Source organism: Streptomyces sp. NPDC008137 (assembly GCF_042957035.1).
Classification (GTDB): Bacteria; Actinomycetota; Actinomycetes; order Streptomycetales; family Streptomycetaceae; genus Streptomyces.
On the sequence record NZ_JBIBHN010000019.1, the window covers coordinates 102949 to 127342 of the forward strand.

Consider the following 24394-nt stretch of genomic DNA (forward strand, 5'->3'; position numbering starts at 1 on the left):
GGGCCGCATTTCGAAAGGTGTTGGAATATGACGCAAGGATGTACCGGAACGATCGCATCACGCTCGAACGTGTGCACAGAGGCGTCATCCCTGCCGGTGAGGAATCATGCGGTGCATGAGCGACGACCAGACGCGTGTCCAGGAGTTCTTCACCCCCCGTGCCGCCGGCTGGGACAGCAAGTTCCCTGACGACGGTCCGGCGTACGCGGCGGCGGTCGCCGAGCTCGGACTGCGCCCGGGCGACCGGGTGCTCGACGCGGGGTGCGGCACCGGACGGGCCCTGCCGCCACTGCGTGCCGCCGTGGGGCCCTCAGGGGCGGTCCTCGGGGCCGATCTGACCCCGGCCATGCTGCGGGAGGCCGTACGGGCCGGACGGGACCGCGACGGGCAGCTGCTGCTCACGGACGTCGCCGCGCTGCCCTTGCGCTCGCGGTCGCTGGACGCGGTGTTCGGAGCGGGACTCGTCTCGCACCTGGCGAGTCCGGCCGAGAACCTGCGCGAGCTGGCGCGGGTGGTGCGCCCCGGTGGTGTGCTAGCGCTGTTCCATCCGATCGGCAGGGCGGCACTGGCCGCCCGCCACGGCCGCCCGCTCACCCCGGACGACCTGCGGGCCGAGCCCAACCTCCGTCCGCTGCTGGCCGGTGCCGGGTGGCGCATGACGTCGTACACCGACGAGGACACCCGCTTCCTGGCGCTCGCCGTCCGCGAGGACTGAGCCGCCGCGTCACCCGGCGTCGGTGCCCGTCGCCTCCGTGTGCCGCACGGGGCAGCCGCGGAGCCCCGGGACCGGACGCGTGCCGAGGTCGGCGAGCCGGTATCCGTACGGGTAGCCCTTGATCTCCCAGTTCTGGCGGGCGAAGTGCGGAGCGCGCCGGGGCGCCATGAGACGGACGGCGCGCCCTCGCAGCCGTACCGCGCGACGCACCCACGCGCGCGTGGCCGGGCTCGGCGGGGTGTAGCGGAAGGCGTGCAGGAGCGAGTCGTCGAGCAGCGCGAGGGTCGTGGTGCGCAGCAGCGGTGCGAGCGGGCGCGGGTACCAGGACGCCATCAGGTCGAGCGTGGCGTCCGAGACCCGCCGGGCGTCCGCGTCCCAGGCGAAGTGGGCCGCCTCGTAGTCGTCGAGGCAGGTCTCGAACTCCTCGTAGGTCTCGGGGATGTCCTTGACGCCCATGTGCCGGCCCAGCGTGCCGTAGTGCACGGCACTGGCGACGATCTCGTGGCGTGACATCCTGCGCCACCCGTAGGCGTCGATCCAGCGTTTGGGCATCACGACGAAGGTGCAGAGCACGTAGCGCATGTCGTCGTCGCTGATGTCATAGCTGCGGTGCATCTGGTTGATGCGGCGGATCGCGGTCTTCCCCTGGTCGCTGCCGAACCCGTGCTCGACGACGGCGTCGAGGAGCAGCGAGGTGTCGTCGTAGCGCTTCTGGGTCCGCTCGGTGAGTTCCGCCGTCCGCGCGAGCAGCCGGCCGATGCTCGGGACGGCGTAGGTGCGGTACAGGGCCAGTTCCAGGGCGCGGGTGAAGTCCCAGGGAAACTCGTACGCCACGCTCAGCCGGTAGATCTCCGTGGCCTCCTTGTACGGGTCCATCCGCCGGATCCGCACCAGCCGGTCAAAGCGCTCCACCGTGCCGTCCCCCTTCTGCCACAGGTTCTCCAACTTTACGTTGGTGGCCGGGAGATGAAAGATCAGACACACCAATCGCACAGGGGGAAGGTGGTCAGCATGTGGGGCAGGTTCCGCAGGGCCGGGGGAAGAGTGGCCGGCGCCTTGCGCACGGAGGCCAAAGCCGACGGGGACAAACGTCCGCACAACCTTTTCGAGGCCGCCGCGGTCTATGTCGCGGCGGGTGCCGAGGACGACCAGGAGCGGGCCGACGAGGCGTCCGGCTGGGTGTCCCCGGAGGCACTGTCGTTCGGGGTGAACGAGCTGGCCTGCCGGGCCGTCATCGCGCTGGCGCGGGAACGCGGCGAGTCGCCGCGGACCGTGGCCCGTGAGTTGCTGGGGCTGCCGACGGCGCCCTGAGCACGGTCCGGACGGCCGATTCGCCCCGTCCGCCGGAAAACTGCAGCTCGGGTGCGCTTGCGGGGCCGTGACAAGCGGCTTCCGCGCGCACTAGGGTGCGCGCGGTTGGACGAACCGATGGGGAGGCTGGGATGGCCGGGACGGACGAGGACGTCGTCGCCGCCGCGGACGACGCGCTCTATGTGCTCACGGCGGTACTGCTGACGCCTGCGAAGTTCCCGAGCGTCCTGGGCGACGACTATCCGGAGGCGTGCGCGGCGCTCGGTCTCGCACCGCTCGCCGACGGGTACGGGCTGGTGCTCGGCCAGGACGGCGACGGTTCCCGGTGGACCGTCGCCATCGACGACGTCTCCCTGGTCGCCGTCGCGATCGCGTCCTGGGACTGCGGCATGGAGTACGAGCTGTCACCCGACGAACGCTCGGTCGTCGCGGCCCTGCCCGGCTGGCCGCTCGCGGTGGCCGTCGCGGCGCCCGGGGTGCCCGCGCCGCACGATCCCGCCCCTGAGGCCGACGACCGGCCGCCGCTGGCTCCGCCGGACACCACCGTCTGGGGGCCGGCCCAGCGGCGCCTGGGCGCGGACGAGATCGCGCTGCAGTGGGCGTCATGGCGGGAGCAGGTCGAGGACTCGGCCTTTCCGGCACCGGGGTCCTCAGAGTCCTCGGATGAGACGGAGCGCTCGGGTGAGTCGGGCGACGAGGGCGAGGCGGCCGACGCCCAGGACGGGATCGGGGAGAACGGCCGGCCGGGCCACAGCGGTATCCGGCGGGTCCTCGCGGAGGCCCGCACCTACATCGACTCGCCGCCGCCGCTGGGCCGGGTCCGGTCGTCGTTCGCGACGGCCGACGCACGGACCCTGCGGGCGGACGGCCCGGGCTGGTCACTCGTGGCCAGGACCGACGACATGGCTTTCGTGCTGCTCGACGAGGAACCCGGCGAGGTCCTGCCGGTGGGCCGTGGGCCGGAGCTGCCGGGACTCCTCGAAGCGCTCGACAAAATAGCCGTACGGCCGAACTGATCCGGCTGATCCGGCTGATCCGGCGACAGCGCTCCTCCGCTCCGGGTCAGCGTCTCAGCGGCCGATCTCCTTACGGGTGGCACGGCGCAGCCTGCGGCGCTGCGACGGGTCCAGCATGAGATACGCGGCGGCCGGGACCCCCAGGATGATCAGGAGCGATGCCCACCAGGGCAGCCAGATCAACAGGATGAGCCCGACCGCCACACCGCCTGCGGCGATCTTGGCGTTATTGGACATGACTGTCGCCTCCTTCGCGGCCACTGCCGCTCTCTGTCTCGAAAACGGGCCCGCGCCCGCGGCGGTTCCCGAACGCGACCCTGAGACATCCCTGAGGTGCGCTCCCCGCACACCCCGCACACCTCCGACCTCTCCATAGTGACCCAGCCCATATCTAAGTCATACCCGTGTGCGCCAGACGTGCTGTACCCTCGGCGACTCCTACTGGCTAGTCAAGTTTGAGGAATCAGCCATAGCCGAGCACTCGACTCCCCCGGCACCCTCCTCCACACCTTCCCTCATGCCCTCCGAACTGGCCCACCACCGCGCCGTCTTCCTGCCGGGCGACCCTGCCCGCACCGGCGGCCTCGCCTTCTGGCGGCCCGACGGCGAGGCTCCTCCGGTCCTGGCATCGGCCCCCGCGGCATCCGCGCCCGCCACGAATCTGACCGTCGCCGTGCCCGGCGGCGACGCGATCGAGACGGAGAACGTGCCCGCCGTCCTGCTGCCGGTGCGCGCGGCCCTGCCGGTCCTCACCCGCGCCCGGGTCAGCGCGCAGGGGCACCGCTCCACCGTGTTCTGGGGCGCCGCGGCCATGCACGCCCTGCACCTCGTGGCGCGCGGGCTGCTGTTGCCGGGGCTGTCCCCGGGCGACCACGACGCATGGCGCGCGGGTCCGCTGCGCGCCCAGGACGTCGAGGCCGTCCGCCGGCTCGCCGCCGCGATGCCGCCAGAGGCGCATGCCGTGCCGCTCGCGGGCCCGGGGCCGCTGCGGCTGCCCGACCCGGAGCGGCTCCTGCGCGCCTTCCTCGACGCCGTCGCCGACGCTCTGCCCCGCTCCCCCGCCGCACCACTGGTGACCGGCGGTGCCGCGTACGCGTCGCCCGAGCCGGTGTACCTGCCCGAGCAGCGCGCCTGGGCCGCCGATGTCGCCGCGGGCCACGACACGGGCGTACGACTGTCGCTGCGGATCGAGGCGCCCGGCCTGACGGACGCGGTGGCCGATGCGGACGTCACGTTCCGGGCCGTGCTCCAGGTGCACAGCGTGAGCGACCCCGCGCTGGTCGCGGACGCCGCTGACGTCTGGGCCGGCGCCAGGGGCGAGGCCTTCGGCCCGCGCGCGCGGATGGACGCCCTGCTCGCCCTGCGCCGCGCGGCCCGGGCCTGGGACCCGCTGACGCCGCTGCTGTCGGCGACCGTTCCGGACGCGGTCGAACTCGCCGACGAAGAGGTCACCGCGCTGCTCGGCACGGGCGCCCGCGCGCTGGCGGCGGCCGGAGTCGACGTGCACTGGCCGAAGGGGCTGACCCGCGAGTTCACCACGCGCGCGGAGGTGGGACCGGGGCGCCCCTACGGCGACGGGGAGGGGGAGGATGAGCAGGAGTCCGACGGATCCGTCGCCGCCCTGCCGTCGTTCCTGTCCGCCGACGCCCTGCTCGCCTTCAACTGGTCGTTCGCGCTCGGCGACCGGCGGCTGAGCCGCGAGGAGCTGGACCGGCTCGCCGAGGCCAAGCGCCCCGTGGTGCGGCTGCGGGACCAGTGGGTCCTGATCGACCCTCAGGAGGTACGGCTCGCCCGCTCCCGGCAGGACCACAAGGTCACACCGGTCGACGCGCTGGGCGTGGCCCTGACGGGCTGGGCCGAGGTGGAGGGCAGCCGGGTCGAAGTCCGGCCCACCGGATGGCTGGCGGCCCTGCGGGAGCGGCTCGCGGACCCGGAGGCGCAGCGGCCGGTGGAACAGCCCGCCGCCCTCGCGGCCACCCTGCGGGACTACCAGCGGCGGGGCCTGAACTGGCTCGCCGGCATGACCTCCCTGGGCCTCGGCTGCTGCCTCGCCGACGACATGGGGCTCGGCAAGACGATCACGCTGATCGCCCTGCACCTCCACCGGCAGACCGACGCCGAGTCCGCCGGGCCCACCCTGGTGGTCTGCCCGACCTCCCTGATGGGCAACTGGCAGCGGGAGATCGAGCGGTTCGCGCCCGGGACCCCCGTGCGGCGCTTCCACGGCGCGCGGCGCAGCCTCGACGACCTGGCCGACGGGGAGTTCGTGCTCACCACGTACGGCACGATGCGCCTGGACGCGCCCCGGCTCGACGGGGTGCCGTGGGGCATGCTCGTGGCGGACGAGGCCCAGCACGTGAAGAACCCGTACTCCTCGACCGCGCGGGAACTGCGGACCATCGGCGCACGCGCGCGCGTGGCGCTCACCGGCACCCCGGTGGAGAACAACCTGTCGGAGCTGTGGGCGATCCTCGACTGGACCACCCCGGGACTGCTGGGCCGGCTCGGCACCTTCCGCAGACGGTACGCGGAGGCCGTCGAGGGCGGTCGGGACCCGGCCGCCGCGGACCGGCTGGCCCGGCTCGTACGGCCGTTCCTGCTCCGCCGCCGCAAGGCGGACCCGGGGATCGCGCCCGAGCTGCCGCCGAAGACCGAGACCGATCACGCCGTCTCCCTCACCCAGGAGCAGACGGGCCTGTACGAGGCGGTGGTGCGTGAGGCGCTGGCGGAGATCTCCGGCGCCGGCAGCATGGCGCGACGCGGCCTGATCGTGAAGCTGCTGACCGGCCTCAAGCAGATCTGCAACCACCCGGCGCAGTACCTCAAGGAGGAGAGCCCGGCGATCGCCGGACGCTCCGGGAAGCTGGAACTGCTGGACGAACTGCTCGAGACGATTCTCGCCGAGGAGGCGGGTGTGCTGGTCTTCACGCAGTACGTCCAGATGGCCCGCCTCCTCGAACGGCACCTGGCCGCCCGCGGCACGCCGTCGCAGTTCCTGCACGGCGGGACGCCCGTCGCCGAGCGCGAGGCCATGGTGCGGCGTTTCCAGGACGGCGAAGTGCCGGTGTTCCTGCTGTCGTTGAAGGCGGCGGGCACCGGCCTGAACCTCACCCGGGCCGAGCACGTCGTGCACTACGACCGCTGGTGGAACCCGGCCGTCGAGGCGCAGGCCACCGACCGCGCCTACCGCATCGGCCAGACCCGGCCCGTGCAGGTGCACCGGATCATCGCGGAGGGAACCATCGAGGACCGCATCGCCGAACTGCTGGTCCGCAAGCGGGAGCTGGCGGACGCCGTCCTGGGCTCCGGCGAGGCGGCGCTCACGGAGCTGACGGACGCGGAACTGGCGGAACTGGTCGAACTGCGAGGGGCGCGATGACCCGGCACGACGGTGACATGGAGCGCACGTTCGCGGCACTGCCGCCCGCGCACGGGCGCGGCTTCGCGCAGACCTGGTGGGGTCAGGCGTGGACGAAGGCGCTGGAGGACACGGCGCTGGACTCGGCGCAGCTCAAGACGGGCCGCCGGCTCGCCCGCGCGGGAGCGGTCGGCGCGGTGTCGGTGCGCCCGGGACGGCTCACGGCCGTCGTCCAGGACCGCGACCGCACGGCACACCGGGCCGATGTCCTGCTGGAGGAGCTCTCACCCGAACAGTGGGACCGCTTGCTGGACATGACGGTGGAGCGGGCCGGGCATGTGGCGGCGCTGCTGGACCGGGAGATGCCGCCACACCTGGTCGAGGACGCGGCGGACGCGGGCGTCGAACTGCTGCCGGGCCTGGGCGATCTGGAGCCGGAGTGCGACTGCGGCGCCTGGGACCACTGCGGGCACACGGCGGCGCTCTGCTACCAGGTGGCGCGACTGCTGGACCAGGATCCGTTCGTTCTGATGCTGATGCGGGGCCGCGACGAAGCCGCCCTGCTGGACGCTCTCCAGACCCGCGGCGGCGGATCCGCCGCGGAGACCCCGGGGCCGGAGGGTGTGGACGCGGCCGAGGCGTATGCGGCCGGTGACATCCTGCCCCCGCTGCCGGCCCTGCCCGGACTCCCCGACGTGCCGGGGGTTCCGCCGTCCCTGGACACCGGGACGCCGCCCGCTCCCGGCGTCGACCCGGACGCGCTGGAGTTCCTGGCCGCGCGGACCGCCGTACAGGCCCACCGCATGCTCGCGGAGGCCCTCCGGGGCGCCGCCGGCGCGGAGCTGACGCTGACGCAGGACACGGTGCGGCTGGCCGCGGGCGGCCCCGGACGCGATGTGGCGGATCGTCTCGCCGAAGGGTCGGGACGCGGCCGGGAGGGCCTCGAAGCGGCGGTCCGTGCCTGGCACTTCGGCGGTACGGCCGCGCTGGCCGTGCTCGACGAGGAGTGGCGGGTGGAGGGTGAAGCGCTCGCACGCGCGCGTGCCGCCCTGGAGTCGGCCTGGGACACGGACGAGCGGCCGGAGCTGCGGGCGCGGGGCAACCGGTGGACGGTCGCCGGCGCACCGGTCCAGCTGCGCCTCGGCCGGGACGGCCGATGGTGGCCGTACGTAAAGGAACGCGGCTGCTGGATGCCCGCGGGAGGCGCCGCGCAGGATCCCGCGACGGCCCTGACATCGGCGGACCCGGCCGTCGGAGACGGACACGCACCGGAGGAGGCGCCCCTACGGCAGTAGCTCGCCGGCGTCCAGGGACGGCAGCAGCGATTCGAGGTCGCTGGGCAGATCGCTCGGCAACCGGCTCGGAAAACCCGACGGCAACCGGGTCCGCAGCTCGCTGGGCACCTCGCTGGGCAGCTTGGTGGGGATGCCGTAGGACGGGGCGGGGGTGCGGCTCGTGCTCTCGGCGGGCCGCTTCCCGTCCGGCGAGTCGTCGCCTGTCCTCGCCATCAGCACCACGGCGGACACGGCGGCGAGGGCCACCAGCACGGTGAGCAGGATGAACAGCGGATTCCGCCGCTGAGGCGGTACGGGCGGCATGGCCATACCGACCAGGGTCACCGTGCACCGCTCAAGGCGCGAGCGGTGCACGGGAGTTGATACGGACTCATGGCGTGGATCGCATGATTCCGTGGCATTCCAGGCGGTACGGACTCGGCAGGCTCGGTGAACTCAGCCGCGCGCCCCCAGCAGGTGGTCCATCGCCAGCTGGTCCAGGTGCTCGAAGGCCATGCCCCGCGCGGCGGCCGCGTCGACGTCGAAGGCCTCGAAGGCCGACCGGTCGGCGAGCAGCGCCTGGAGGCCGTCCGCCGCGGTGGGCTGGGCCAGCTCGTCCAGACGGGCCGCGCGCAGCGCCTCCTGGACCTCCGGGTCGGCGCGGAAGGCCGCGGCGCGATCCTTGAGGATGAGGTAGTTGCGCATGCAGCCGGCCGCCGACGCCCACACCCCGTCGAGATCCTCGGTCCGCGGGGGCTTGAAGTCGAAGTGCCTCGGGCCCTCGTAGCCGGCCGACTCCAGCAGGTCGACCAGCCAGAACGCGGCACGCAGGTCGCCGGCGCCGAAGCGCAGGTCCTGGTCGTACTTGATGCCGGACTGGCCGTTGAGGTCGATGTGGAACAGCTTGCCCGACCACAGAGCCTGCGCGATGCCGTGCGGGAAGTTCAGCCCGGCCATCTGCTCGTGCCCGACCTCGGGGTTGACGCCGTACAGCTCCGGCCGCTCCAGGCGGTCGATGAACGCCAGGGCGTGGCCGACGGTCGGCAGCAGGATGTCGCCACGCGGCTCGTTCGGCTTGGGCTCGATCGCGAAGCGCAGGTCGTAGCCCTGGGAGGTGACGTACTCGCCGAGCAGGTCGAAGGCCTCCTTCATCCGGTCCAGGGCCGCGCGGACGTCCTTGGCGGCGCCGGACTCGGCCCCCTCGCGGCCGCCCCAGGCCACGTACACCTGGGCGCCGAGCTCGGCGGCGAGGTCGATGTTGCGGATGGTCTTGCGCAGCGCGTAGCGGCGCACGGCGCGGTCGTTTGCGGTGAACGCGCCGTCCTTGAAGACCGGGTGCGTGAAGAGGTTGGTGGTCGCCATCGGGACCTTCATGCCCGTGGCGTCCAGTGCCTGCCGGAAGCGCTTGATGTGGGCCTCGCGCTCGGTGTCGCTCGAGCCGAACGGGATCAGGTCGTCGTCGTGGAAGGTGACGCCGTGTGCGCCCAGTTCGGACAGGCGCTGGACCGTCTCGACCGGGTCGAGGGCACGCCGGGTGGCGTCGCCGAAGGGATCCCGTCCCTGCCAGCCGACGGTCCACAGGCCGAAGGTGAACCTGTCCTCGGGGGTGGGCTGGTAGCTCATGCCGCGGCTCCTCGCTCGCTGAGACTATTTCGTCATGGCGATTTACAAATTAGTATGCGGGCACCTCTCTGGGAAGAGACAGCACCCCTGTGGGAAGAGACAAGGTGTCTCGGATCGGGAGAAGCAGGACCGGAGAAGGACGAGAGCAGAGGGAGAAACCCGATGTCAGCAGCCGAGGGTCCGCTCGTCGTCGGCGTGGACTCGTCCACCCAGTCCACGAAGGCGCTGGTCGTCGACGCGGCCACGGGCCGGGTCGTGGCGAGCGGCCAGGCCCCGCACACCGTCTCCTCGGGGGCGGGCCGCGAGAGCGATCCGCGCCAGTGGTGGGACGCGTTGTGCGAGGCCCTGCGCCAGTGCGGTGACGCGGCGCACGAGGCCGCCGCGGTGTCGGTCGGCGGGCAGCAGCACGGCCTGGTCGCCCTGGACGACCGGGGCGAGCCGGTGCGGCCCGCCCTGCTGTGGAACGACGTGCGTTCGGCGCCGCAGGCGCGCCGGCTGACCGGGGAACTGGGCGGCGCGAAGGTCTGGGCAGAGCGCACCGGAAGTGTCCCCGCCGCTTCATTCACCGTCACGAAGTGGGCCTGGCTGGCGGAGCACGAGCCGGAGGCGGTCCGGGCCACGAAGGCCGTGCGCCTCCCCCACGACTACCTCACCGAGCGGCTCACCGGGCAGGGCACGACCGACCGCGGCGACGTCTCCGGAACGGGCTGGTGGGCGTCCGGGACGGAGTCGTACGACGAGGAGGTCCTTGCGCACGTGGGGCTCGACCCGGCCCTGCTGCCGCGTGTGGTCCGGCCCGGGGAGGTGGCGGGCACGGTGCACAGCCACGATCTGCCGTTCTCCAAGGGCACTCTGGTCGCGCCCGGGACGGGTGACAACGCCGCGGCGGCGCTGGGCCTCGGGCTGCGTCCGGGTGTGCCGGTGATGAGCCTCGGCACCTCGGGCACGGTGTACGCGGTGTCCCGGCACCGGCCCGCCGATCCGAGCGGTACGGTGGCGGGCTTCGCCGACGCGCGCGGTGACTGGCTGCCGCTGGCCTGCACCCTGAACTGCACGCTGGCCGTCGACCGCGTGGCGACGCTGCTGGGTCTCGACCGCGAGGCCGTCGACCCCGGCACGGCCGTGACCCTGCTGCCCTACCTGGACGGCGAACGCACCCCGAACCTGCCGAACGCCTCCGGCCTGCTGCACGGCCTGCGCCACGACACGACGGCCGGCCAGCTGCTCCAGGCCGCCTACGACGGTGCCGTGCACTCACTGCTCGGCGCACTCGACCTCGTCCTGGACCAGGACGCCGACCCCTCGGCGCCCCTGCTGCTGATCGGCGGCGGAGCCCGGGGCACGGCGTGGCAGGAGACCGTGCGAAGGCTGTCGGGGCGTCCCGTGCAGGTGCCCGAGGCCAAGGAGCTGGTGGCGCTCGGCGCGGCGGCGCAGGCGGCCGGGCTGCTCACCGGGGAGGACGCGGCGGCCGTGGCGCGCCGCTGGGACACGGCGTCCGGGCCGGTGCTCGACGCCGTCGAACGGGACGAGGAGACGCTGGCCAGGATCGCCGGGGTACTCTCCGACGCGGCCCCGCTGCTGGAGCGGCCCACCGACACCCACTGAGGACTGGCGTCAGGCATGACCGCACCGCCGCACGAGGCGCACCCCGCCGGGCCGGGACGCGCGCTGCCCGACACCCAGCAGGGCATGCGCCGCCGCAACCTCGCCCGGGTCCTGCACGCCGTCCGCGCCGAGGGGCCGCTGTCCCGGGCCGCCGTGGCATCGCGGATCGGGCTGACCCGGGCCGCGGTGTCGACGCTGGTCGACGAACTCGTCCGCTCGGGTCTGATCGAGGAGCTGGGTCCGGAGCGGCCCGGGCGAGTGGGCCGCCCCGGCTCCGCGCTCGCCGTCAGCGGACACGGCCCGGCCGGGATCGGCGCGGAGATCGGCGTCGACCATCTCGCGGTCTGTGCCGTCGACCTGCGCGGCACGACCAGGGCGCGGGCGATACGGCAGGGCGCGAACCGCGGCCGCTCCCCCGGGCCCGTCACAGCCGAACTCACCGAGCTGATCGGCCGGGTCGTCGCCGAGGCGGAGGGCGAGGGCCTGTGGCCCGCCGGGCTCGCGGTGGCCGTACCGGGTCTGGTGGCGCGCGACGCCCGGACCGTCGTACGCGCGCCGAACCTCGACTGGCACGACACGGACCTCGGTGCCCTGCTGCCGGCGGGCCTGCCGCTGACCGTGGACAACGAGGCCAACTTCGGCGCGCTCGCCGAGCTCTGGCTCCAGGACGGCACACCACGCGACTTCCTGCATGTGTCGGCGGAGATCGGCATCGGTGCGGCCGTCGTCGTGGACGGCGGACTGCTGCGCGGAACACGTGGTTTCGCGGGCGAGTTGGGACATGTGCCGGTCCGGCCGGACGGACCGGCGTGCGCGTGCGGCGGGCGCGGCTGCCTGGAGCAGTACGCCGGTGAGGAGGCGGTGCTGCGTGCGGCGGGCCTGGAGCCGGACGAGGACCGCCTGGGACTGCTCGCGGGGCGTGCCGCCGAGGGCGACGAGGACGTATGCCGTGCCCTGCGCGAGGCGGGCACCGCGCTCGGTGTCGCCCTGACCGGGGCGGTCAATCTGCTCGACCCCGAGAGCGTGGTGCTGGGCGGGGAGCTGTCCGGTCTGGCGCCCTGGCTGCTGCCCTCGCTGCGGGAGGAGCTGGCACGGCGCACCGCGGGTCCGGCCTGTCCCGTGTCCGTGTCACGGCTGGGCCCGGAGGGACCTCTGCTGGGGGCCGCGCACTCGGTCGTGCGGGCGGTGCTGGACGATCCGGCGGCCGTCGCCGAGCGGGCCTGAGCACCGGACCGCGACGGACGGGCGGGACTCGGCCGAGGCCCCCGGACAGTCCGAATCACCCGATGGGGTGGGCGAGTTGTCCACAGTTCCCTGCCCGTCCACCGAATCACCTCGCTCCCTTCTGACGGTCCGGCAGGCGCCGTAACGTGATGATCCGTCGAAGCGAAAGGCATCCCGTCATGGACCAGGCAGCACCGCTCCCCGGCAGGCGAGGCATCCTCGTGGGCGCCGCCCTCACCGCCGTCCCCTACGTCCTGCTCCCCGGCACACGGGCCACGGCCCGGCCTCAGGCCCCCGACCACCCCGGGGCCGAGTGGCACCCGGCGACCGGCGCCAACTACACGGCGTCGAACCGCCCCCGCGGCCATCCCGTCGACCGCGTGATCATCCACGTCGCGCAGACGACCTTCGCCGGCACCCTGTCCATCTTCCGGAACCCGGGGAAGCAGGTGTCCGCGCACTACGTGGTGCGCTCGGCCGACGGCCATGTGGCGCAGTGCGTGCGCGAAGCCGACATCGCGTGGCACGCGGGGAACTGGGACTACAACAAGCGCGGCATCGGTATCGAGCACGAAGGCTGGGTGGACCAGCCCGCGTACTTCACCGATGTCGTGTACGAGGAATCGGCCCGGCTCACCGCGGCGATCTGCGCGCGGCACGGCATCCCCCGGAACCGGGAACACATCATCGGCCACCACGAGGTACCGGGCAGCGACCACACCGACCCCGGTCCGCACTGGGACTGGAAGCGCTACATGAGACTGATCAGAGACGCCGCCTGAGAGAAGCCACCCGAGCCGCCCCTCCCTCTCCTCCCTCACCCCACCTCACGTCCCGGTTACAAAGCGCTCAACCTCTGGTTGCGGCACGGTAAGCGCGCGACGATGGAGCCATGACTCTGGCCCAGCGCGCCATGGAGCGCCTGCAGGCCTGGCCCGACCTGATGCCGGGCCCGGCGAGTTGCGGTACCGGACGGGCGCTCCGTTCCGTCCGTGACGAGATCGTCCACTTCCACTCGGCACGGGACGTGGACCTCCACCTCACCCGCCGGGCCATCCAGCGCATCCACTACGACCTCGCCGGTTCGAGCGCGATCCACCTGGTTCCCGGATCGTCCTGGGTGACGGTCCACCTCGACTGCGAGGCGGACGTCGACCTGCTGCTGAGCCTGATGAGCATCGCGCTCAAGGCCCACCAGACCCCGCCCGCCGCCGACGAGCCCCGGCCCGTCGGATGCAACTTCCACCGTGTCAGGGTGGTTCCGCGCGACGCCGTCGCGGGCGGCTGAGCCCTGGTGACACCGTCGGAGGATGTCAACGCCGAGGCCTGGCGTGCGTACGGAGCGCACCACCTGCGGCGTGGCACGGAGCTGCCCGAGGTGGCGCGGATCGACTGGGGTTTCGAGGGCGCCGGGCCGGGGATCGAGGTGCTCGGGGAGCTCGCGGGGATGCGTGTGCTGGACCTCGGGTGCGGTCCGGCCCGGCACGCCGCCCATCTGGTGCGTGCCCACGGCGCCCTGGTGGACGCGGTCGACGCCTCGGACGGGCAGCACGAAAGGGCCCGTGCCCGGTACGGCTCGCTGCGCGGGCTGCGGCTGGTCCTGGCCGACGCGGTGGAGCATCTGCGCACGGCGGAGCCGTACGACGTCATCTACTCCCTGCATGCCGTGCCGTATCTCGACCCGCACCGGCTGCTGCCCGCCCTGGCTTCGGCGCTCAGGCCGGGCGGCAGGCTCTGCTTCACGGTGCTGCACACCAACTCGGGCGGTGACGGCCCGTCGGACCGGGTCGCGGCCCGGCCCGAGATCCTGCGGCTGGCCGGCGGCGGTGACATCACCGTCCACATGTGGGTCCTCACCCCGGACCTCTGGACGGAGCTGCTGACCGAGTACGGGCTGCGGGTGGAGCGGGTCGACGTCCTCGACACGCCGGAGGCCGGCAACCACGCGTCCTACCGGCTGTTCCGAGTGACCCGGCCGGTCCGCGTCTCGTCCCGGCCGCGGGTCGACAAGCCGCCGCTCGCCCATGCCACGCTCGGGGCCGGGGCGATCCTGTACGGGCCGCGCGGTCTGCTTCTCGGCCGGCACCGGCGCGGGACGTGGGAGCTGCCCGGCGGGGCGGTGGAGCCCGGGGAGTCGTTGCAGGAGGCCGTCGTACGGGAGCTGGTCGAGGAGACGGGGATCGAGGCCAGGCCGGAGGATGTCCGGCTACTGGGAACGCTCGTGGGCGACGCGCGCGGTGTCGTCCGGGTGACCGTCGCCGCCCGGGTCACCACCTGGCATGGCGAGCCGGCGGACCAGCCCGGGGAGAGCGTGGGCCGCTGGCGCTGGTTCGGCCTGGACCGGCTGCCGGATCAGCTCTTCGTGTGCAGCGCGCAGGCCCTCACCGCCTGGCGGCCAGGCCTGCCGATCGAACACGACCCCGCGCACTTCACCCCGTACACCACCGAGACGGACGGCAGCTGAAGCACCCGGAGGGGTGTGTTTTTCCGACTTTTTCCGCGTAGTCGGCAGTCAGCCGTACTCCTGTGCCCCGACGTCTGGTCCACTTCCCTGAGGACTTCTGACGAGGCATCAGGGGGTACGGTGACAGGTCGTCACAAGCGGCGTGGAGCAGGCAGAGCGATTCTGGCGTTCCTCACGGTCTTCGGCGTACTGGCCGGTGCGGGTGTGGCGGGGGCGGGTGAGGCCGACGCCGTCCAGAAGCGCGTCCGTGTCGCGCCGGGCGTCACCTACGAGCACTTCGACATCCATGCGGCCAAGGGGGTGACACACGCGCATGTGCTCAAGGTCGACCTGGGCGACCCGCGGGTACAGGTCGATCTGCTGTACCCCGGGGCGGTGGCCTCGCGCGCGATGGTTTCGCGGATGGCCGACGCCCAGGGGGCCGTCGCCGGTGTCAACGGCGACTTCTTCAACATCACCGAGACTCAGCACCCGGGCGTCGAGGCGACCGGTGCGAGCGTAGGCCCGGCGATCACGTCCGGGCGGACCCTCAAGGCGGCCGTGCCGAACGGCCAGCGGTTCGGCCCGGAGCTGCCTCCCGGGACGACCACCGAGGACGTGTTCGGCGTGGGCACCGACGGACGGGCCCGGCTGGACCGGCTGGCACTCGACGGCTCGGTCCGCGCCTCCGGGACGCGGCTCCCGCTCGGCGGGCTCAACCAGTACGCGCTGCCGGTGGGTTCCGTCGGCGCGTTCACCTCCGAGTGGGGCAGCGCCTCCCGGGTGCGTGCCACCTGCGGCACGGACACCGACCGGGCCGCTCCGTGCAGCACCGACACCTACGAGGTGACGGTCCGCGAGGGCAAGGTCGTGTCGGCCGCCGACACCCCCGGCCGCGGCCCCATCGCCGCGGGGACGACCGTGCTGGTGGGCCGGGAGGCGGGCGCCCAGCGGCTGCGGAAGTTCTCCACCGGCGAAGCGGTCGAGATCGAGCACAGTCTCGTCGCGGCCACGAGCGGCGTCCCGTACCGTCTCGCGCTCGGCGGCTACCCGGTCCTCTCGGGCGGCCGGCCGCTGCCGGGTCTGGACGACACGGCGTCGGCCGTTCGTACGGCCGTGGGGCTCGCCGACGACGGGCGGCGCATGCTACTTCTCGCGCTGGACGGCGGCACCGCCTACCGCAGCGGACTGACGATCGCCGAAGTGGCCGACACCATGCGGCGCCTGGGCTCACAGGACGCCTTGAGCCTGGACGGCGGCGGATCGTCGACGCTGGTCGCCCGGAAGCCGGGCGCGAGCACCGTGTCCGTACGCAACCACCCCAGTGGCGGGGCCGAACGCGCCGTCCCGAACGGCATCGGCGTGTTCTCGGGCTGACGTCGTCAAGGCCTCAGGCTGCTGACGATCTCCGCCGTCGCCGTGATGCCGCTGTGGATGGTGGGGGCGATGCTCGTGCTGGCCAGATAGAAGCCGAGCAGCAGGCAGACCAGCGCGTGGGAGACCTTCAGCCCGCCGTTGCGCAGGAAGATCACCGCCAGGATCACGAGCAGCAGCACCACAGAGATGGAAATGGCCATCGTCAACTCCTCCGCCACGCCGCCTTATCCGATTCACGGCGTTCGGCCGCAAGTGTGGCGTAGCGGAGGGTTCGTCCGGTGGGCTGACCTGTCCGCCGAACGTGTGATGTCCTACGCCGGCCGCCGGGCGTCCAGGAACGCCTCAAGTCCGGCGAGGTCGTCGGTGTTGAGGTGGTCGACGTCCGCGGCGAGCAGTTCGGCCCACACCGCGTCACGGGCGGGCCCGGCCAGATCCGGGGTCGCCCAGAACCGCACCTTCTGCCCCCGCGTGTGCGCGGCCCGGACGATGCCCCGCAGCTTCTCCCGCTCGGCGTCCGGGAACACGCCCACGCCTTGCCAGGTGAAGTTGAGCGTCCAGTTGTCGCTGATCAGCGGGATGAAGGAGGCCGGCGCCTGGCTGCCGAGGTCGGCGAGGCGGCCGTCGTAGAAGGCGCGCCGGACGCGCTGGGCCTCCATGGGGGCGCGGGCCGCGCGGTCGCCGGAGATCACGGCGGTGACGGGGCCGGGGAGGACGCGGCCGTGGGCGTACGCCGTGAACAGGTGCCGGTAGCGCCGCAGACGGCGGTCGAGTGCGAGGTACGTCGACGAGCCCTCGGTCTTGATGTCGACGAGGAGTTGCAGCGAGCCTCGGTACCCCCGGTACACACGGCCCTTGTTGGCCCGCACCCGGGCGGCGAGCGGGTCGAGGTAGAGGGACTCGAGGGTGCGGGAGGGGTCGAGGTCCTCCGGGTCGTGGGCGACGAGAAGCTGTTCGCCGACGAGGTGGATGTCGGCCTCGACGCTGCCGAAGCGGTGGTCGAGGGCGTCGAAGAGGGGGCGCGGATGCTCGTAGTCGTTGTGGGCGTGGGCGCGCCACAACGGGCGGCACCCGTGCCGTCGTTCGCCGGCCGCGGCCCGGGTGGCGGGGAGGGCGACCGAGCCCGCGAATGCGGCGCCGAGGGTGGTGAGGGCTCTGCGACGGGTGGTGAGGGCCATGCTCTGCCTCCCTGGAAGTGGCGGACGGGAACCCTGCGAGTATGGGTCCCCGGCAGGTCCAAGAGGCAGGCCCGCGCACGGAGTTGGCCGGACTGCCGCCCCGCGTTCACTTCGGCGGAGCGGGGCGCACGAGAAAGCCCGCCCCGAGTGGGGCGGGCTTTCCCAGGGGCTTCCCGGGCTTCATCCTCGCGTCGACCAGATACGCCCAGGTGTACGTCAGGGAGCCGGAAGGTCGACGAGTCCGGCCAGGGCCTCGCGGTGCGCGCCCGCCGTGCCGTAGGCGATCGAGTCGGCCTTGGCGCGCTTCAGATACAGGTGCACCGGGTGCTCCCATGTCATGCCGATGCCGCCGTGCAGTTGCAGTGCCTCCTCGGCGGCGTGCACGGCCACGGGTGCCGCGAAGGCCTGGGCGACGGTGACGGCCACCTCGACGTCCTCGCCCGTGGCCAGCGCGTCGGCGGCGTTGCGGGCCGCCGCGCGGAGGTTGACGACCTCCAGCCACAGCTGGGCCAGCCGGTGCTTGAGCGCCTGGAAGCCGCCGACGGGCCGGTTGAACTGCTTGCGTTCCTTCAGATAGCGGACGGTCTCCGTCAGCGCCCAGTCGGCGATCCCGAACTGTTCGGAGGCGAGCAGTCCGGCTCCGGCGGTCAGGGCCCGTCGTACGGCGGGCTCGGCGTCGCCCAGCAGACGGCCCGATGCCCCGTCGAGCGTGACGGTCGCCAGCGGCCGGGTCAGGTCCAGGGAGACCTGGGACGTGACGGTCGCCGCCGTGGCGTCGACCGCGTACAGGCCGCCGTCGTCGGCGGGCACCAGCAGGACGTCCGCGGCGGCAGCGTCCGCGATGCCGGTCAGTTCGCCGTGCAGGTGGCCGTTCTCGTGCCGGACGACCTTGTAGGCGGTGCCCGGTGCGACGCTGAGGGAGACCGCGAGGGCGCCGATCCGCCGCCCGGACGCCAGGTCGGCGAGCAGGTCGTCGGCGTCACAGGCGAGCAGGGCCTCGGTGGCGACGACAGCGCTGGTCAGGTACGGCACGGGCGCGACCGCGCGGCCCAGTTCCTCCAGGACGACGGCTGCTTCGCGGTGCGTGGCGCCCTGGCCGCCCTTCGCCTCGGGCACCAGGAGCCCCGCGAGGCCCATGCCGTCGGCGAGCGCCTTCCAGGCCTCGCGGTGGTGCGGGGTGTCCGACTCGGTGCGGGCGATCACGCCGGGCGCGTCGCAGTGGTCGGCGAGCAGGTCCCGTACTGCGGCCCGCAGCGCCTCCTCCTCCTCGGAGTAGAGAAGATCCGTCATCGGGCCAGGTCCTTCCAGGCGACGTCCTTGTCGGTACGCGGTTCGGCGGGCAGGCCGAGGACGCGCTCGGCGACGATGTTCAGCAGGACCTCGGTGGTCCCGCCCTCGATGCTGTTGCCCTTGGAGCGCAGATAGCGGTAGCCGGCCTCGCGGCCGGTGAAGTCGACCAGTTCCGGGCGGCGCATGGTCCAGTCGTCGTACAACAGACCCTCCTCGCCGAGGAGTTCCACGTCCAGGCCGCTGATCTCCTGGTTGAGGCGGGCGAAGGCGAGCTTCATGCCGGCGCCTTCGGGGCCGGGCTGGCCCACGACGAGCTGCTGGCGCAGCCGTTCGCTGGTGAGCCGGGCGGCCTCGGCCTCCACCCAGAGCTTCAGCAGCCGCTGGTGCAGGTCGTGGGTGCGCAGCTCGGGCCGCTCGCGCCAGGTCTTGGAGACGAGTCCGATCATGCCGCCCTCGCGGGGCAGCCGCATGCCGCCGATGGCCACGCGTTCGTTGTTCAGGGTGGTCTGCGCGACCCGCCAGCCGTCGCCGACCTCGCCGAGGCGGCGCGCGTCCGGGATCCGGACGTCGGTGAGGAACACCTCGTTGAACTCGGCCTCGCCGGTGACCTGCCGCAGCGGCCGCACCTCGACGCCCGGGTCGGTCATGTCGCAGACGAAGTACGTGATGCCCCGGTGCTTGGGCACGTCCGGGTCGGTGCGGGCGATGAGGATCGCCCAGCGGGAGTTGTGCGCGCCGGACGTCCACACCTTCTGCCCGTTCACCACCCACCCGTCACTCTCGCGTACCGCGCGGGTGCCGAGGGCGGCGAGGTCGGAGCCGGCGCCGGGCTCGCTGAACAGCTGGCACCAGACCTCCTCGCCGGTCCACAGCGGCCGCAGATAGCGCTGCTTCTGCTCCTCGGTGCCGTACTTGAGGATCGTCGGTGCGGCCATGCCGAGCCCGATGCCGTTGCGGCGGGAGTCGTTGTCGGGAGCGCCGGCCGCCTCCAGTTCGGCGTCCACGACGACCTGCAGCGAGCGCGGGGCGTCGAGCCCGCCGAGGCCCTCGGGGTAGTGCACCCAGGCGAGTCCGGCGTCGAAACGGGCCCGGAGGAAGTCCAGGCGGTCGGTCGAGGCAGGCGGATGGGCGGCCAGCAACTCCCGGGTACGACGGCGTAGTTCCTCGGCGCTGGTCATGCTGCTGCCTCCTCCATGACGACGGCGATCCGTCCGGTGGTCAGGCCGTCCGCGACCTTCTGCACGGCGGCGGCCGCTCCCGGGAGCGGGACGCGCTCGCTCACCAGCGGCTTGATCGCACCCCGGGCGGCCAGCTCGGTGAGCTGCTCGTGGCAGTGCTGGACCAGCTTCGGGTTCTTGGTGTTGTAGAGGCCCCAGTGCAGGCCCATGATCGAGTAGTTCTTCACCAGGGCGTGGTTCAGGGCCGGGCTGGGGATGGTGCCGCCGGCGAAGCCGACGACGATGATGCGCCCCTCGAAGGCGACGACCTTGGCGGACTGGGTGTAGGCCTCGCCGCCGACCGGGTCGTAGACCACGTCGGCGCCCCGGCCGCCGGTGGCCTCCTTGACGGCGGCGACGACGTCCTCGGCGCGGCGGTCGATCACGACGTCGCAGCCCAGCTCACGGGCGACGGCCGCTTTCCCGGGGCCGCCGACGACACCGATGACGGTGGCGCCGGCGGCCTTCCCGAGCTGCACGGCCGCGCTGCCGACCCCTCCTGCGGCAGCGTGGACGAGCAGGGTCTCCCCGGCCTCCAGAGCGGCCCGGCGGTGCAGTCCGAACCAGCCGGTCTGGTAGCCGATGTGCAGGGCCGCGGCCTCGGCGTCGTCGAGGGCGTCCGGCGCGGGCAGCAGCGCGGCGGCATCTGCGACGGCGTACTCGGCGAAGCCGCCGTGGGGCAGCGCCGGGTTGGCGATCACCCGGCGGCCGTCCTCGGTCTCGCCGCAGATCTCCACACCCGGCGTGAACGGCAGCGGCGGCCTGACCTGGTACTGGCCCCGGCACAGCAGGGCGTCCGGGAAGTTGATGTTCGCGGCGCGCACCTTCAGCAGGACCTGGCCGTCGCCGGGCACCGGCCGCGCCACGTCCGCCAGGCGCAACACCTCGCCCGGCTCACCGTTCTTGTGCACTTGCCATGCCTGCATGTGGGGCCTCCACGGGACTGCGTCGACTGCGTCGTCTGACCGGGGTCGGTTCGCATACTAAGCGGTTGCTTGCCGATCAGGGAACAGTCATCGGGTCATGACTTCCTGGGCCGCGCCCGCACATGCATCCGCTCCCCCTGTGGTCCGAACAGGCTGAGGAACTCCACGGGCCCCTCCCCCGTCGACCCGAACCAGTGCGGCACCCGCGTGTCGAACTCGGCGGCCTCGCCCGCCGTGAGCACCACGTCGTGCTCACCCAGCACGATGCGCAGCTTCCCGGACAGTACGTACAGCCACTCGTAGCCCTCGTGCGTGCGCGGATCCGGCTCCTGCCTGCGTTTCGGCTCCAGCACCTTGTAGGCCTGGAGGCCGCCGGGCTGGCGGGTGAGCGGCCAGTGGGTACGGCCGCCCATCACGATCGGCTTCGACCGCACGCGCGGGTCACCCGCCGGAGGGACACCGACCAGCTCGTCCAGGGCCACCTGGTGAGCGCGCGCGATCGGCAGCAGCAGCTCCAGACTGGGTTTACGCAGTCCTGACTCCAGCCGGGACAGGGTGCTGACGGAGATGCCGGTGGTCTCGGAGAGCGCCGCCAGGGTCACCTCCCGCTCCTTGCGCATCTGCCGCAGCCGGGGGCCGACGCCCGCGAGTACCTCGTCCGTGGTCATGGTCGTATTGCAGGTTCGGCAAACATGTTTGTCAATCCCGCCGGCCCGGGGCGACGCTCGGCAGCGGAGGTGGTCACATGACCGGGACGTACACCGAGAAGTACGAAGTCGTGGTCGTCGGCGGCGGCGCCGCGGGCCTGTCGGCGGCTCTGGTGCTGGGCCGGGCCCGGCAGCGCACGCTGGTCGTCGACGCGGGCGAGCCGCGCAACGCGCCCGCCGCGCACATGCAGGGCTTCCTGACGCGCGACGGCATGCCGCCCGCCGAGTTCCTCGCCATCGGCCGGGAGGAGATCGCGCGCTACGGCGTGGAGCTCGTGCGGGACCGGGTGGTGGAAGTCGAGCGGGGCGAGGACGCCGCCTTGGAGCGGGGCGGGGACTTCACCGTCGTACTGGCCGGCGGGCGCACCGTACGGGCCCGGCGGCTGGTCGTCGCGACCGGGCTGAAGGACGAGCTGCCGTCGGTCCCAGGACTGGCCGAGCGGTTCGGCCGGGACGTGCTGCACTGCCCGTTCTGCCACGGCTGGGAGGTGCGCGACCAGCCGTTCGGCGTGCTCGGCACGGCCGCCATGAGCGTGCACCAGGCGCTGATGGTGTCCCAGTGGTCGAAGGACGTGCGGTTCTTCCTGCACACGGTCGCCGAGGAGGAACTCTCCGACGAGGATCTGCGCCGGCTCGCCGCGGCCGGGGTCGATGTGGTGCCGGGCGAGGTCGCGGGGCTGATGGTCGAGGACGACCGCCTCACCGGCCTCCGGCTGGCCGACGGAACGACGCACGCCCGCTCCGTGCTGTTCGTCGCCCCGCACGCCGTCCCGCGGACCGGCCTGCTGGAACAGCTCGGCGCCGAGCTGCGGGAGACGCCCTTCGGCGCGTATCCGGTGGTCGACCCGACCGGTCTGACGACGGTGCCCGGAGTGTGGGCCGCCGGCAACGCGATCGGCTTCGCCGAGCAGGTCGTGCACGCGGCGAGCGGTGGCTACCGGGCGGCGTCCGCGATCGTCGGGGATCTGCTGATGACGGACCTGGACGCGGCCGCCGGGCTGTAGAAGGGACCTCTGCACCACCGTCCGGGTGTAGAGGCGCCGCCCGAGGTGCACCATGACTGCATGCTGCTGCACCGGCTGGCCCGAGTGTCCCAGGAGGTCGCCGCCACCTCGGCGCGCTCCCGGAAGACGGCCCTGCTCGCGGAGCTGTTCCGGGACGCGGAGGCGGACGACGTACCGATCGTCATCCCGTATCTGGCGGGACGGCTGCCGCAGGGCCGGATCGGCGTCGGCTGGAAGGTGCTGAGCCACCCGGTCGTCCCGGCCGCCGAGCCGGGCCTGACCGTGCGGGAGGTGGACGCCCGGCTCGCGGAGCTGAGCCAGGTGTCAGGCCCCGGCTCCCAGGCGGAACGGGCCCGGCTGGTCGAGGAGTTGATGGGCGCGGCCACCGAGGACGAGCAGCGGTTCCTGCTCGGGCTGCTCACCGGCGAGGTGCGGCAGGGCGCGCTGGACGCCGTCGCGGTCGAGGGACTGGCCCAGGCGACCGGGGCGCCCCCGGCGGACGTACGACGGGCGGTGATGCTCGCGGGGTCGCTCCAGACGGTGGCCGAGGCACTGCTCGCGGACGGCCCCGCCGCCCTGGACCGCTTCCGTCTCACGGTCGGCCGCCCGGTCTGGCCGATGCTGGCGCACAGCGCCTCCTCGGTCGCCGAGGCGGTGGCCAAGCTCGGTGCCTGCGCGGTCGAGGAGAAACTGGACGGCATCCGCGTCCAGGTGCACCGGGACGGCGGCACGGTACGGCTCTACACCCGCACCCTCGACGACATCACCGACCGCCTGCCCGAAGTGACGGCCGCCGCGCTGGAGTTGCGGGGTGAGCGGTTCATCCTGGACGGGGAGGTGATCTCCCTGGACGAGGGCGGGCGCCCCCGCTCGTTCCAGGAGACCGCGGGACGCGTCGGCTCCCGCACGGACGTGGCGACGGCCGCCCGCGCGGTGCCCGTCTCCCCCGTCTTCTTCGACGCGCTCTCCGTCGACGGCCGCGACCTGCTCGACCTGCCGTTCGCGGAGCGGCACGCGGAGCTGGCCCGGCTGGTCCCCGAGTCGATGCGGGTGCGGCGCACGACGATGTCCGGCGCGGACGACGTGGACACGGCGGAGGAGTTCCTCGCCGCGACCTTGGAACGCGGCCACGAGGGCGTCGTCGTCAAGGCGCTGGACGCCTCCTACAGCGCGGGCCGGCGCGGCGCGTCCTGGCTGAAGGTCAAGCCCGTCCACACGCTCGACCTGGTGGTGCTGGCCGCCGAGTGGGGCCACGGCCGCCGCACCGGCAAGCTCTCCAACCTCCACCTGGGCGCCCGCACCGCCGACGGCGGCCTCGCCATGCTCGGCAAGACCTTCAAGGGCATGACCGACGCGCTGCTGGCCTGGCAGACCGAACGGCTTCAGCGGCTCGCGGTCGAGGACAACGGATATGTCGTGACCGTACGCCCGGAACTCGTCGTCGAGATCGCCTACGACGGTCTGCAACGCTCCACCCGCTACCCGGCCGGCGTCACCCTGCGCTTCGCCCGTGTGATCCGCTACCGGGAGGACAAGCGCCCGGAGGACGCCGACACGGTGGAGACGCTGCTGGCCGCGCATCCGCAGGTGCGGCCGTGAAGCGCAGTGCGGGCCTGCTGCTCTTCCGGAGGGGGCCCCACACCGACGACGGCCCGGAGGTGCTGCTCGGCCATATGGGCGGCCCGTTCTTCGCCCGGCGCGACACAGGGGCGTGGTCCGTCCCCAAGGGCGAGTACGAGCCCGACGAGTCCGCCTGGGCGGCCGCCCGCCGCGAGTTCGAGGAGGAACTGGGACTGCCCCCGCCCGACGGCGAGGCCATCGACCTGGGCGAGGTCCGGCAGACGGGCGGCAAGATCGTCACGGCGTGGGCGATCGAGGCGGACCTCGACCCGGCGACGATCACGCCCGGCACGTTCCGGATGGAGTGGCCGCCGAAGTCGGGACGGCTCCAGGAGTTCCCCGAACTGGACCGGGTGGCGTGGTTCCCTCTCGACCGGGCCCGCGAGGTGATCGTCAAGGCGCAGACGGCGTTTCTCGACCGCCTGGCGGAGCACTCGCCCTGAGGGGTTCTTTCACTGTGAGCCCCTGAGGAGACGCTCCCGCGTTGCGGTCCCCTCCGCCGCGCGGGA

At 73.0% G+C, this 24394-nt stretch carries 24 protein-coding genes; 14 read left to right on the top strand and 10 right to left on the bottom strand.

The genetic code is table 11. The features are described 5' to 3' along the window. The first annotated feature begins 115 nt into the window (after positions 1–115). Positions 116–715: a methyltransferase domain-containing protein gene (locus ACFZBT_RS26665; protein WP_391108136.1), complete on the top strand. Its 600-nt coding sequence runs from the start codon at positions 116–118 to the stop codon at positions 713–715. Between the two features lie 9 nt (positions 716–724). On the opposite strand, the gene ACFZBT_RS26670 is transcribed toward ACFZBT_RS26665, so the two are convergent. Then, positions 725–1627, bottom strand: a complete 903-nt coding sequence (locus ACFZBT_RS26670; protein ID WP_391108312.1) for an oxygenase MpaB family protein — start codon at positions 1625–1627, stop codon at positions 725–727. Between the two features lie 99 nt (positions 1628–1726). Between ACFZBT_RS26670 and ACFZBT_RS26675 the strand changes: the two genes are divergently transcribed. Together ACFZBT_RS26675 and ACFZBT_RS26680 are read left to right on the top strand one after the other, a co-directional pair. Continuing rightward, positions 1727–2026, top strand: coding sequence for a hypothetical protein (locus tag ACFZBT_RS26675; protein WP_391108139.1), 300 nt, complete (start codon positions 1727–1729; stop codon positions 2024–2026). 131 nt (positions 2027–2157) lie between these two features. After that, positions 2158–3042, top strand: a complete 885-nt coding sequence (locus ACFZBT_RS26680; protein ID WP_391108142.1) for a hypothetical protein — start codon at positions 2158–2160, stop codon at positions 3040–3042. Between the two features lie 54 nt (positions 3043–3096). Here the strand turns inward: ACFZBT_RS26680 and ACFZBT_RS26685 are convergent, their stop codons facing one another. Further along, on the bottom strand, positions 3097–3279 hold the full coding sequence (locus ACFZBT_RS26685) for a hypothetical protein (protein ID WP_391108145.1): 183 nt from the start codon (positions 3277–3279) through the stop codon (positions 3097–3099). Positions 3280–3559: 280 nt separating this feature from the next. Between ACFZBT_RS26685 and ACFZBT_RS26690 the strand changes: the two genes are divergently transcribed. Both ACFZBT_RS26690 and ACFZBT_RS26695 read left to right on the top strand, forming a co-directional pair. Then, positions 3560–6421, top strand: coding sequence for an SNF2-related protein (locus ACFZBT_RS26690; RefSeq protein ID WP_391108148.1), 2862 nt, complete (start codon positions 3560–3562; stop codon positions 6419–6421). Beyond that, on the top strand, positions 6418–7695 hold the full coding sequence (locus ACFZBT_RS26695) for an SWF or SNF family helicase (protein ID WP_391108151.1): 1278 nt from the start codon (positions 6418–6420) through the stop codon (positions 7693–7695). The genes ACFZBT_RS26690 and ACFZBT_RS26695 overlap by 4 nt, the downstream gene beginning before the upstream one ends. On the opposite strand, the gene ACFZBT_RS26700 is transcribed toward ACFZBT_RS26695, so the two are convergent. Together ACFZBT_RS26700 and xylA are read right to left on the bottom strand one after the other, a co-directional pair. Next, entirely contained in the window at positions 7684–8004 is a 321-nt protein-coding gene (locus ACFZBT_RS26700) for a hypothetical protein (RefSeq protein ID WP_391108154.1), read from the bottom strand. The genes ACFZBT_RS26695 and ACFZBT_RS26700 overlap by 12 nt on opposite strands. 126 nt (positions 8005–8130) lie before the next feature. After that, positions 8131–9297, bottom strand: a complete 1167-nt coding sequence (gene xylA, locus ACFZBT_RS26705) for a xylose isomerase (protein WP_391108157.1) — start codon at positions 9295–9297, stop codon at positions 8131–8133. A 162-nt stretch (positions 9298–9459) separates the two neighbouring features. Between xylA and xylB the strand changes: the two genes are divergently transcribed. From xylB to ACFZBT_RS26735, 6 genes are all read left to right on the top strand, one after another. Next, on the top strand, positions 9460–10902 hold the full coding sequence (gene xylB / locus ACFZBT_RS26710; RefSeq protein ID WP_391108159.1) for a xylulokinase: 1443 nt from the start codon (positions 9460–9462) through the stop codon (positions 10900–10902). 15 nt (positions 10903–10917) lie between these two features. Continuing rightward, complete coding sequence (locus ACFZBT_RS26715) at positions 10918–12126, top strand: ROK family protein (RefSeq protein ID WP_391108162.1); 1209 nt, start codon at positions 10918–10920, stop codon at positions 12124–12126. Between the two features lie 179 nt (positions 12127–12305). Next, positions 12306–12908 (top strand): N-acetylmuramoyl-L-alanine amidase, encoded by a 603-nt coding sequence (locus tag ACFZBT_RS26720; RefSeq protein WP_391108165.1) that lies wholly within the window; start codon positions 12306–12308, stop codon positions 12906–12908. Positions 12909–13018: 110 nt separating this feature from the next. Beyond that, a complete protein-coding gene (locus tag ACFZBT_RS26725; protein ID WP_391108168.1) occupies positions 13019–13414 on the top strand; it encodes a luciferase family protein in 396 nt (131 codons plus the stop codon). Between the two features lie 6 nt (positions 13415–13420). Beyond that, complete coding sequence (locus tag ACFZBT_RS26730; RefSeq protein ID WP_391108171.1) at positions 13421–14590, top strand: NUDIX domain-containing protein; 1170 nt, start codon at positions 13421–13423, stop codon at positions 14588–14590. A 120-nt stretch (positions 14591–14710) separates the two neighbouring features. Beyond that, the gene (locus ACFZBT_RS26735) at positions 14711–15946 is read left to right on the top strand and encodes a phosphodiester glycosidase family protein (RefSeq protein WP_391108174.1); all 1236 of its coding nucleotides are present in this window, start codon (positions 14711–14713) and stop codon (positions 15944–15946) included. A 5-nt stretch (positions 15947–15951) separates the two neighbouring features. On the opposite strand, the gene ACFZBT_RS26740 is transcribed toward ACFZBT_RS26735, so the two are convergent. The 6 genes from ACFZBT_RS26740 to ACFZBT_RS26765 all read right to left on the bottom strand — a co-directional run bounded on the left by ACFZBT_RS26740 (position 15952) and on the right by ACFZBT_RS26765 (position 21222). After that, positions 15952–16146, bottom strand: a complete 195-nt coding sequence (locus ACFZBT_RS26740) for a hypothetical protein (protein WP_189724366.1) — start codon at positions 16144–16146, stop codon at positions 15952–15954. A gap of 111 nt (positions 16147–16257) precedes the next feature. Next, a complete protein-coding gene (locus tag ACFZBT_RS26745; protein WP_391108178.1) occupies positions 16258–17121 on the bottom strand; it encodes a phosphatidylinositol-specific phospholipase C/glycerophosphodiester phosphodiesterase family protein in 864 nt (287 codons plus the stop codon). A 216-nt stretch (positions 17122–17337) separates the two neighbouring features. Next, positions 17338–18411 (bottom strand): acyl-CoA dehydrogenase family protein, encoded by a 1074-nt coding sequence (locus ACFZBT_RS26750; RefSeq protein ID WP_391108181.1) that lies wholly within the window; start codon positions 18409–18411, stop codon positions 17338–17340. Next, the gene (locus ACFZBT_RS26755) at positions 18408–19589 is read right to left on the bottom strand and encodes an acyl-CoA dehydrogenase family protein (protein ID WP_391108184.1); all 1182 of its coding nucleotides are present in this window, start codon (positions 19587–19589) and stop codon (positions 18408–18410) included. The genes ACFZBT_RS26750 and ACFZBT_RS26755 overlap by 4 nt, the downstream gene beginning before the upstream one ends. Then, the gene (locus tag ACFZBT_RS26760; protein WP_391108187.1) at positions 19586–20554 is read right to left on the bottom strand and encodes a zinc-binding dehydrogenase; all 969 of its coding nucleotides are present in this window, start codon (positions 20552–20554) and stop codon (positions 19586–19588) included. The genes ACFZBT_RS26755 and ACFZBT_RS26760 overlap by 4 nt, the downstream gene beginning before the upstream one ends. Positions 20555–20649: 95 nt before the next feature. After that, complete coding sequence (locus ACFZBT_RS26765; RefSeq protein WP_391108190.1) at positions 20650–21222, bottom strand: cupin domain-containing protein; 573 nt, start codon at positions 21220–21222, stop codon at positions 20650–20652. 77 nt (positions 21223–21299) lie between these two features. On the opposite strand from ACFZBT_RS26765, the gene ACFZBT_RS26770 reads away from it, so the two are divergent. The 3 genes from ACFZBT_RS26770 to ACFZBT_RS26780 are packed head-to-tail and all read left to right on the top strand — an operon-like array spanning position 21300 to position 24328. Next, positions 21300–22265, top strand: a complete 966-nt coding sequence (locus ACFZBT_RS26770; RefSeq protein WP_391108193.1) for an FAD-dependent oxidoreductase — start codon at positions 21300–21302, stop codon at positions 22263–22265. 60 nt (positions 22266–22325) lie between these two features. Beyond that, complete coding sequence (locus ACFZBT_RS26775) at positions 22326–23864, top strand: ATP-dependent DNA ligase (RefSeq protein ID WP_391108196.1); 1539 nt, start codon at positions 22326–22328, stop codon at positions 23862–23864. Next, on the top strand, positions 23861–24328 hold the full coding sequence (locus tag ACFZBT_RS26780) for an NUDIX domain-containing protein (RefSeq protein WP_391108198.1): 468 nt from the start codon (positions 23861–23863) through the stop codon (positions 24326–24328). The genes ACFZBT_RS26775 and ACFZBT_RS26780 overlap by 4 nt, the downstream gene beginning before the upstream one ends. Positions 24329–24394: the final 66 nt, after the last annotated feature.

Bases quoted from the DNA above. Each gene is read 5' to 3' on its own strand.
- ACFZBT_RS26665 (WP_391108136.1), top strand. From the start codon at position 116: ATGAGCGACGACCAGACGCGTGTCCAGGAGTTCTTCACCCCCCGTGCC.
- ACFZBT_RS26675 (WP_391108139.1), top strand. From the start codon at position 1,727: ATGTGGGGCAGGTTCCGCAGGGCCGGGGGAAGAGTGGCCGGCGCCTTG.
- ACFZBT_RS26680 (WP_391108142.1), top strand. From the start codon at position 2,158: ATGGCCGGGACGGACGAGGACGTCGTCGCCGCCGCGGACGACGCGCTC.
- ACFZBT_RS26685 (WP_391108145.1), bottom strand. From the start codon at position 3,279: ATGTCCAATAACGCCAAGATCGCCGCAGGCGGTGTGGCGGTCGGGCTC.
- ACFZBT_RS26690 (WP_391108148.1), top strand. From the start codon at position 3,560: ATGCCCTCCGAACTGGCCCACCACCGCGCCGTCTTCCTGCCGGGCGAC.
- ACFZBT_RS26695 (WP_391108151.1), top strand. From the start codon at position 6,418: ATGACCCGGCACGACGGTGACATGGAGCGCACGTTCGCGGCACTGCCG.
- ACFZBT_RS26700 (WP_391108154.1), bottom strand. From the start codon at position 8,004: ATGGCCATGCCGCCCGTACCGCCTCAGCGGCGGAATCCGCTGTTCATC.
- xylA (WP_391108157.1), bottom strand. From the start codon at position 9,297: ATGAGCTACCAGCCCACCCCCGAGGACAGGTTCACCTTCGGCCTGTGG.
- xylB (WP_391108159.1), top strand. From the start codon at position 9,460: ATGTCAGCAGCCGAGGGTCCGCTCGTCGTCGGCGTGGACTCGTCCACC.
- ACFZBT_RS26715 (WP_391108162.1), top strand. From the start codon at position 10,918: ATGACCGCACCGCCGCACGAGGCGCACCCCGCCGGGCCGGGACGCGCG.
- ACFZBT_RS26720 (WP_391108165.1), top strand. From the start codon at position 12,306: ATGGACCAGGCAGCACCGCTCCCCGGCAGGCGAGGCATCCTCGTGGGC.
- ACFZBT_RS26725 (WP_391108168.1), top strand. From the start codon at position 13,019: ATGACTCTGGCCCAGCGCGCCATGGAGCGCCTGCAGGCCTGGCCCGAC.
- ACFZBT_RS26740 (WP_189724366.1), bottom strand. From the start codon at position 16,146: ATGGCCATTTCCATCTCTGTGGTGCTGCTGCTCGTGATCCTGGCGGTG.
- ACFZBT_RS26745 (WP_391108178.1), bottom strand. From the start codon at position 17,121: ATGGCCCTCACCACCCGTCGCAGAGCCCTCACCACCCTCGGCGCCGCA.
- ACFZBT_RS26750 (WP_391108181.1), bottom strand. From the start codon at position 18,411: ATGACGGATCTTCTCTACTCCGAGGAGGAGGAGGCGCTGCGGGCCGCA.
- ACFZBT_RS26755 (WP_391108184.1), bottom strand. From the start codon at position 19,589: ATGACCAGCGCCGAGGAACTACGCCGTCGTACCCGGGAGTTGCTGGCC.
- ACFZBT_RS26760 (WP_391108187.1), bottom strand. From the start codon at position 20,554: ATGCAGGCATGGCAAGTGCACAAGAACGGTGAGCCGGGCGAGGTGTTG.
- ACFZBT_RS26765 (WP_391108190.1), bottom strand. From the start codon at position 21,222: ATGACCACGGACGAGGTACTCGCGGGCGTCGGCCCCCGGCTGCGGCAG.
- ACFZBT_RS26770 (WP_391108193.1), top strand. From the start codon at position 21,300: ATGACCGGGACGTACACCGAGAAGTACGAAGTCGTGGTCGTCGGCGGC.
- ACFZBT_RS26775 (WP_391108196.1), top strand. From the start codon at position 22,326: ATGCTGCTGCACCGGCTGGCCCGAGTGTCCCAGGAGGTCGCCGCCACC.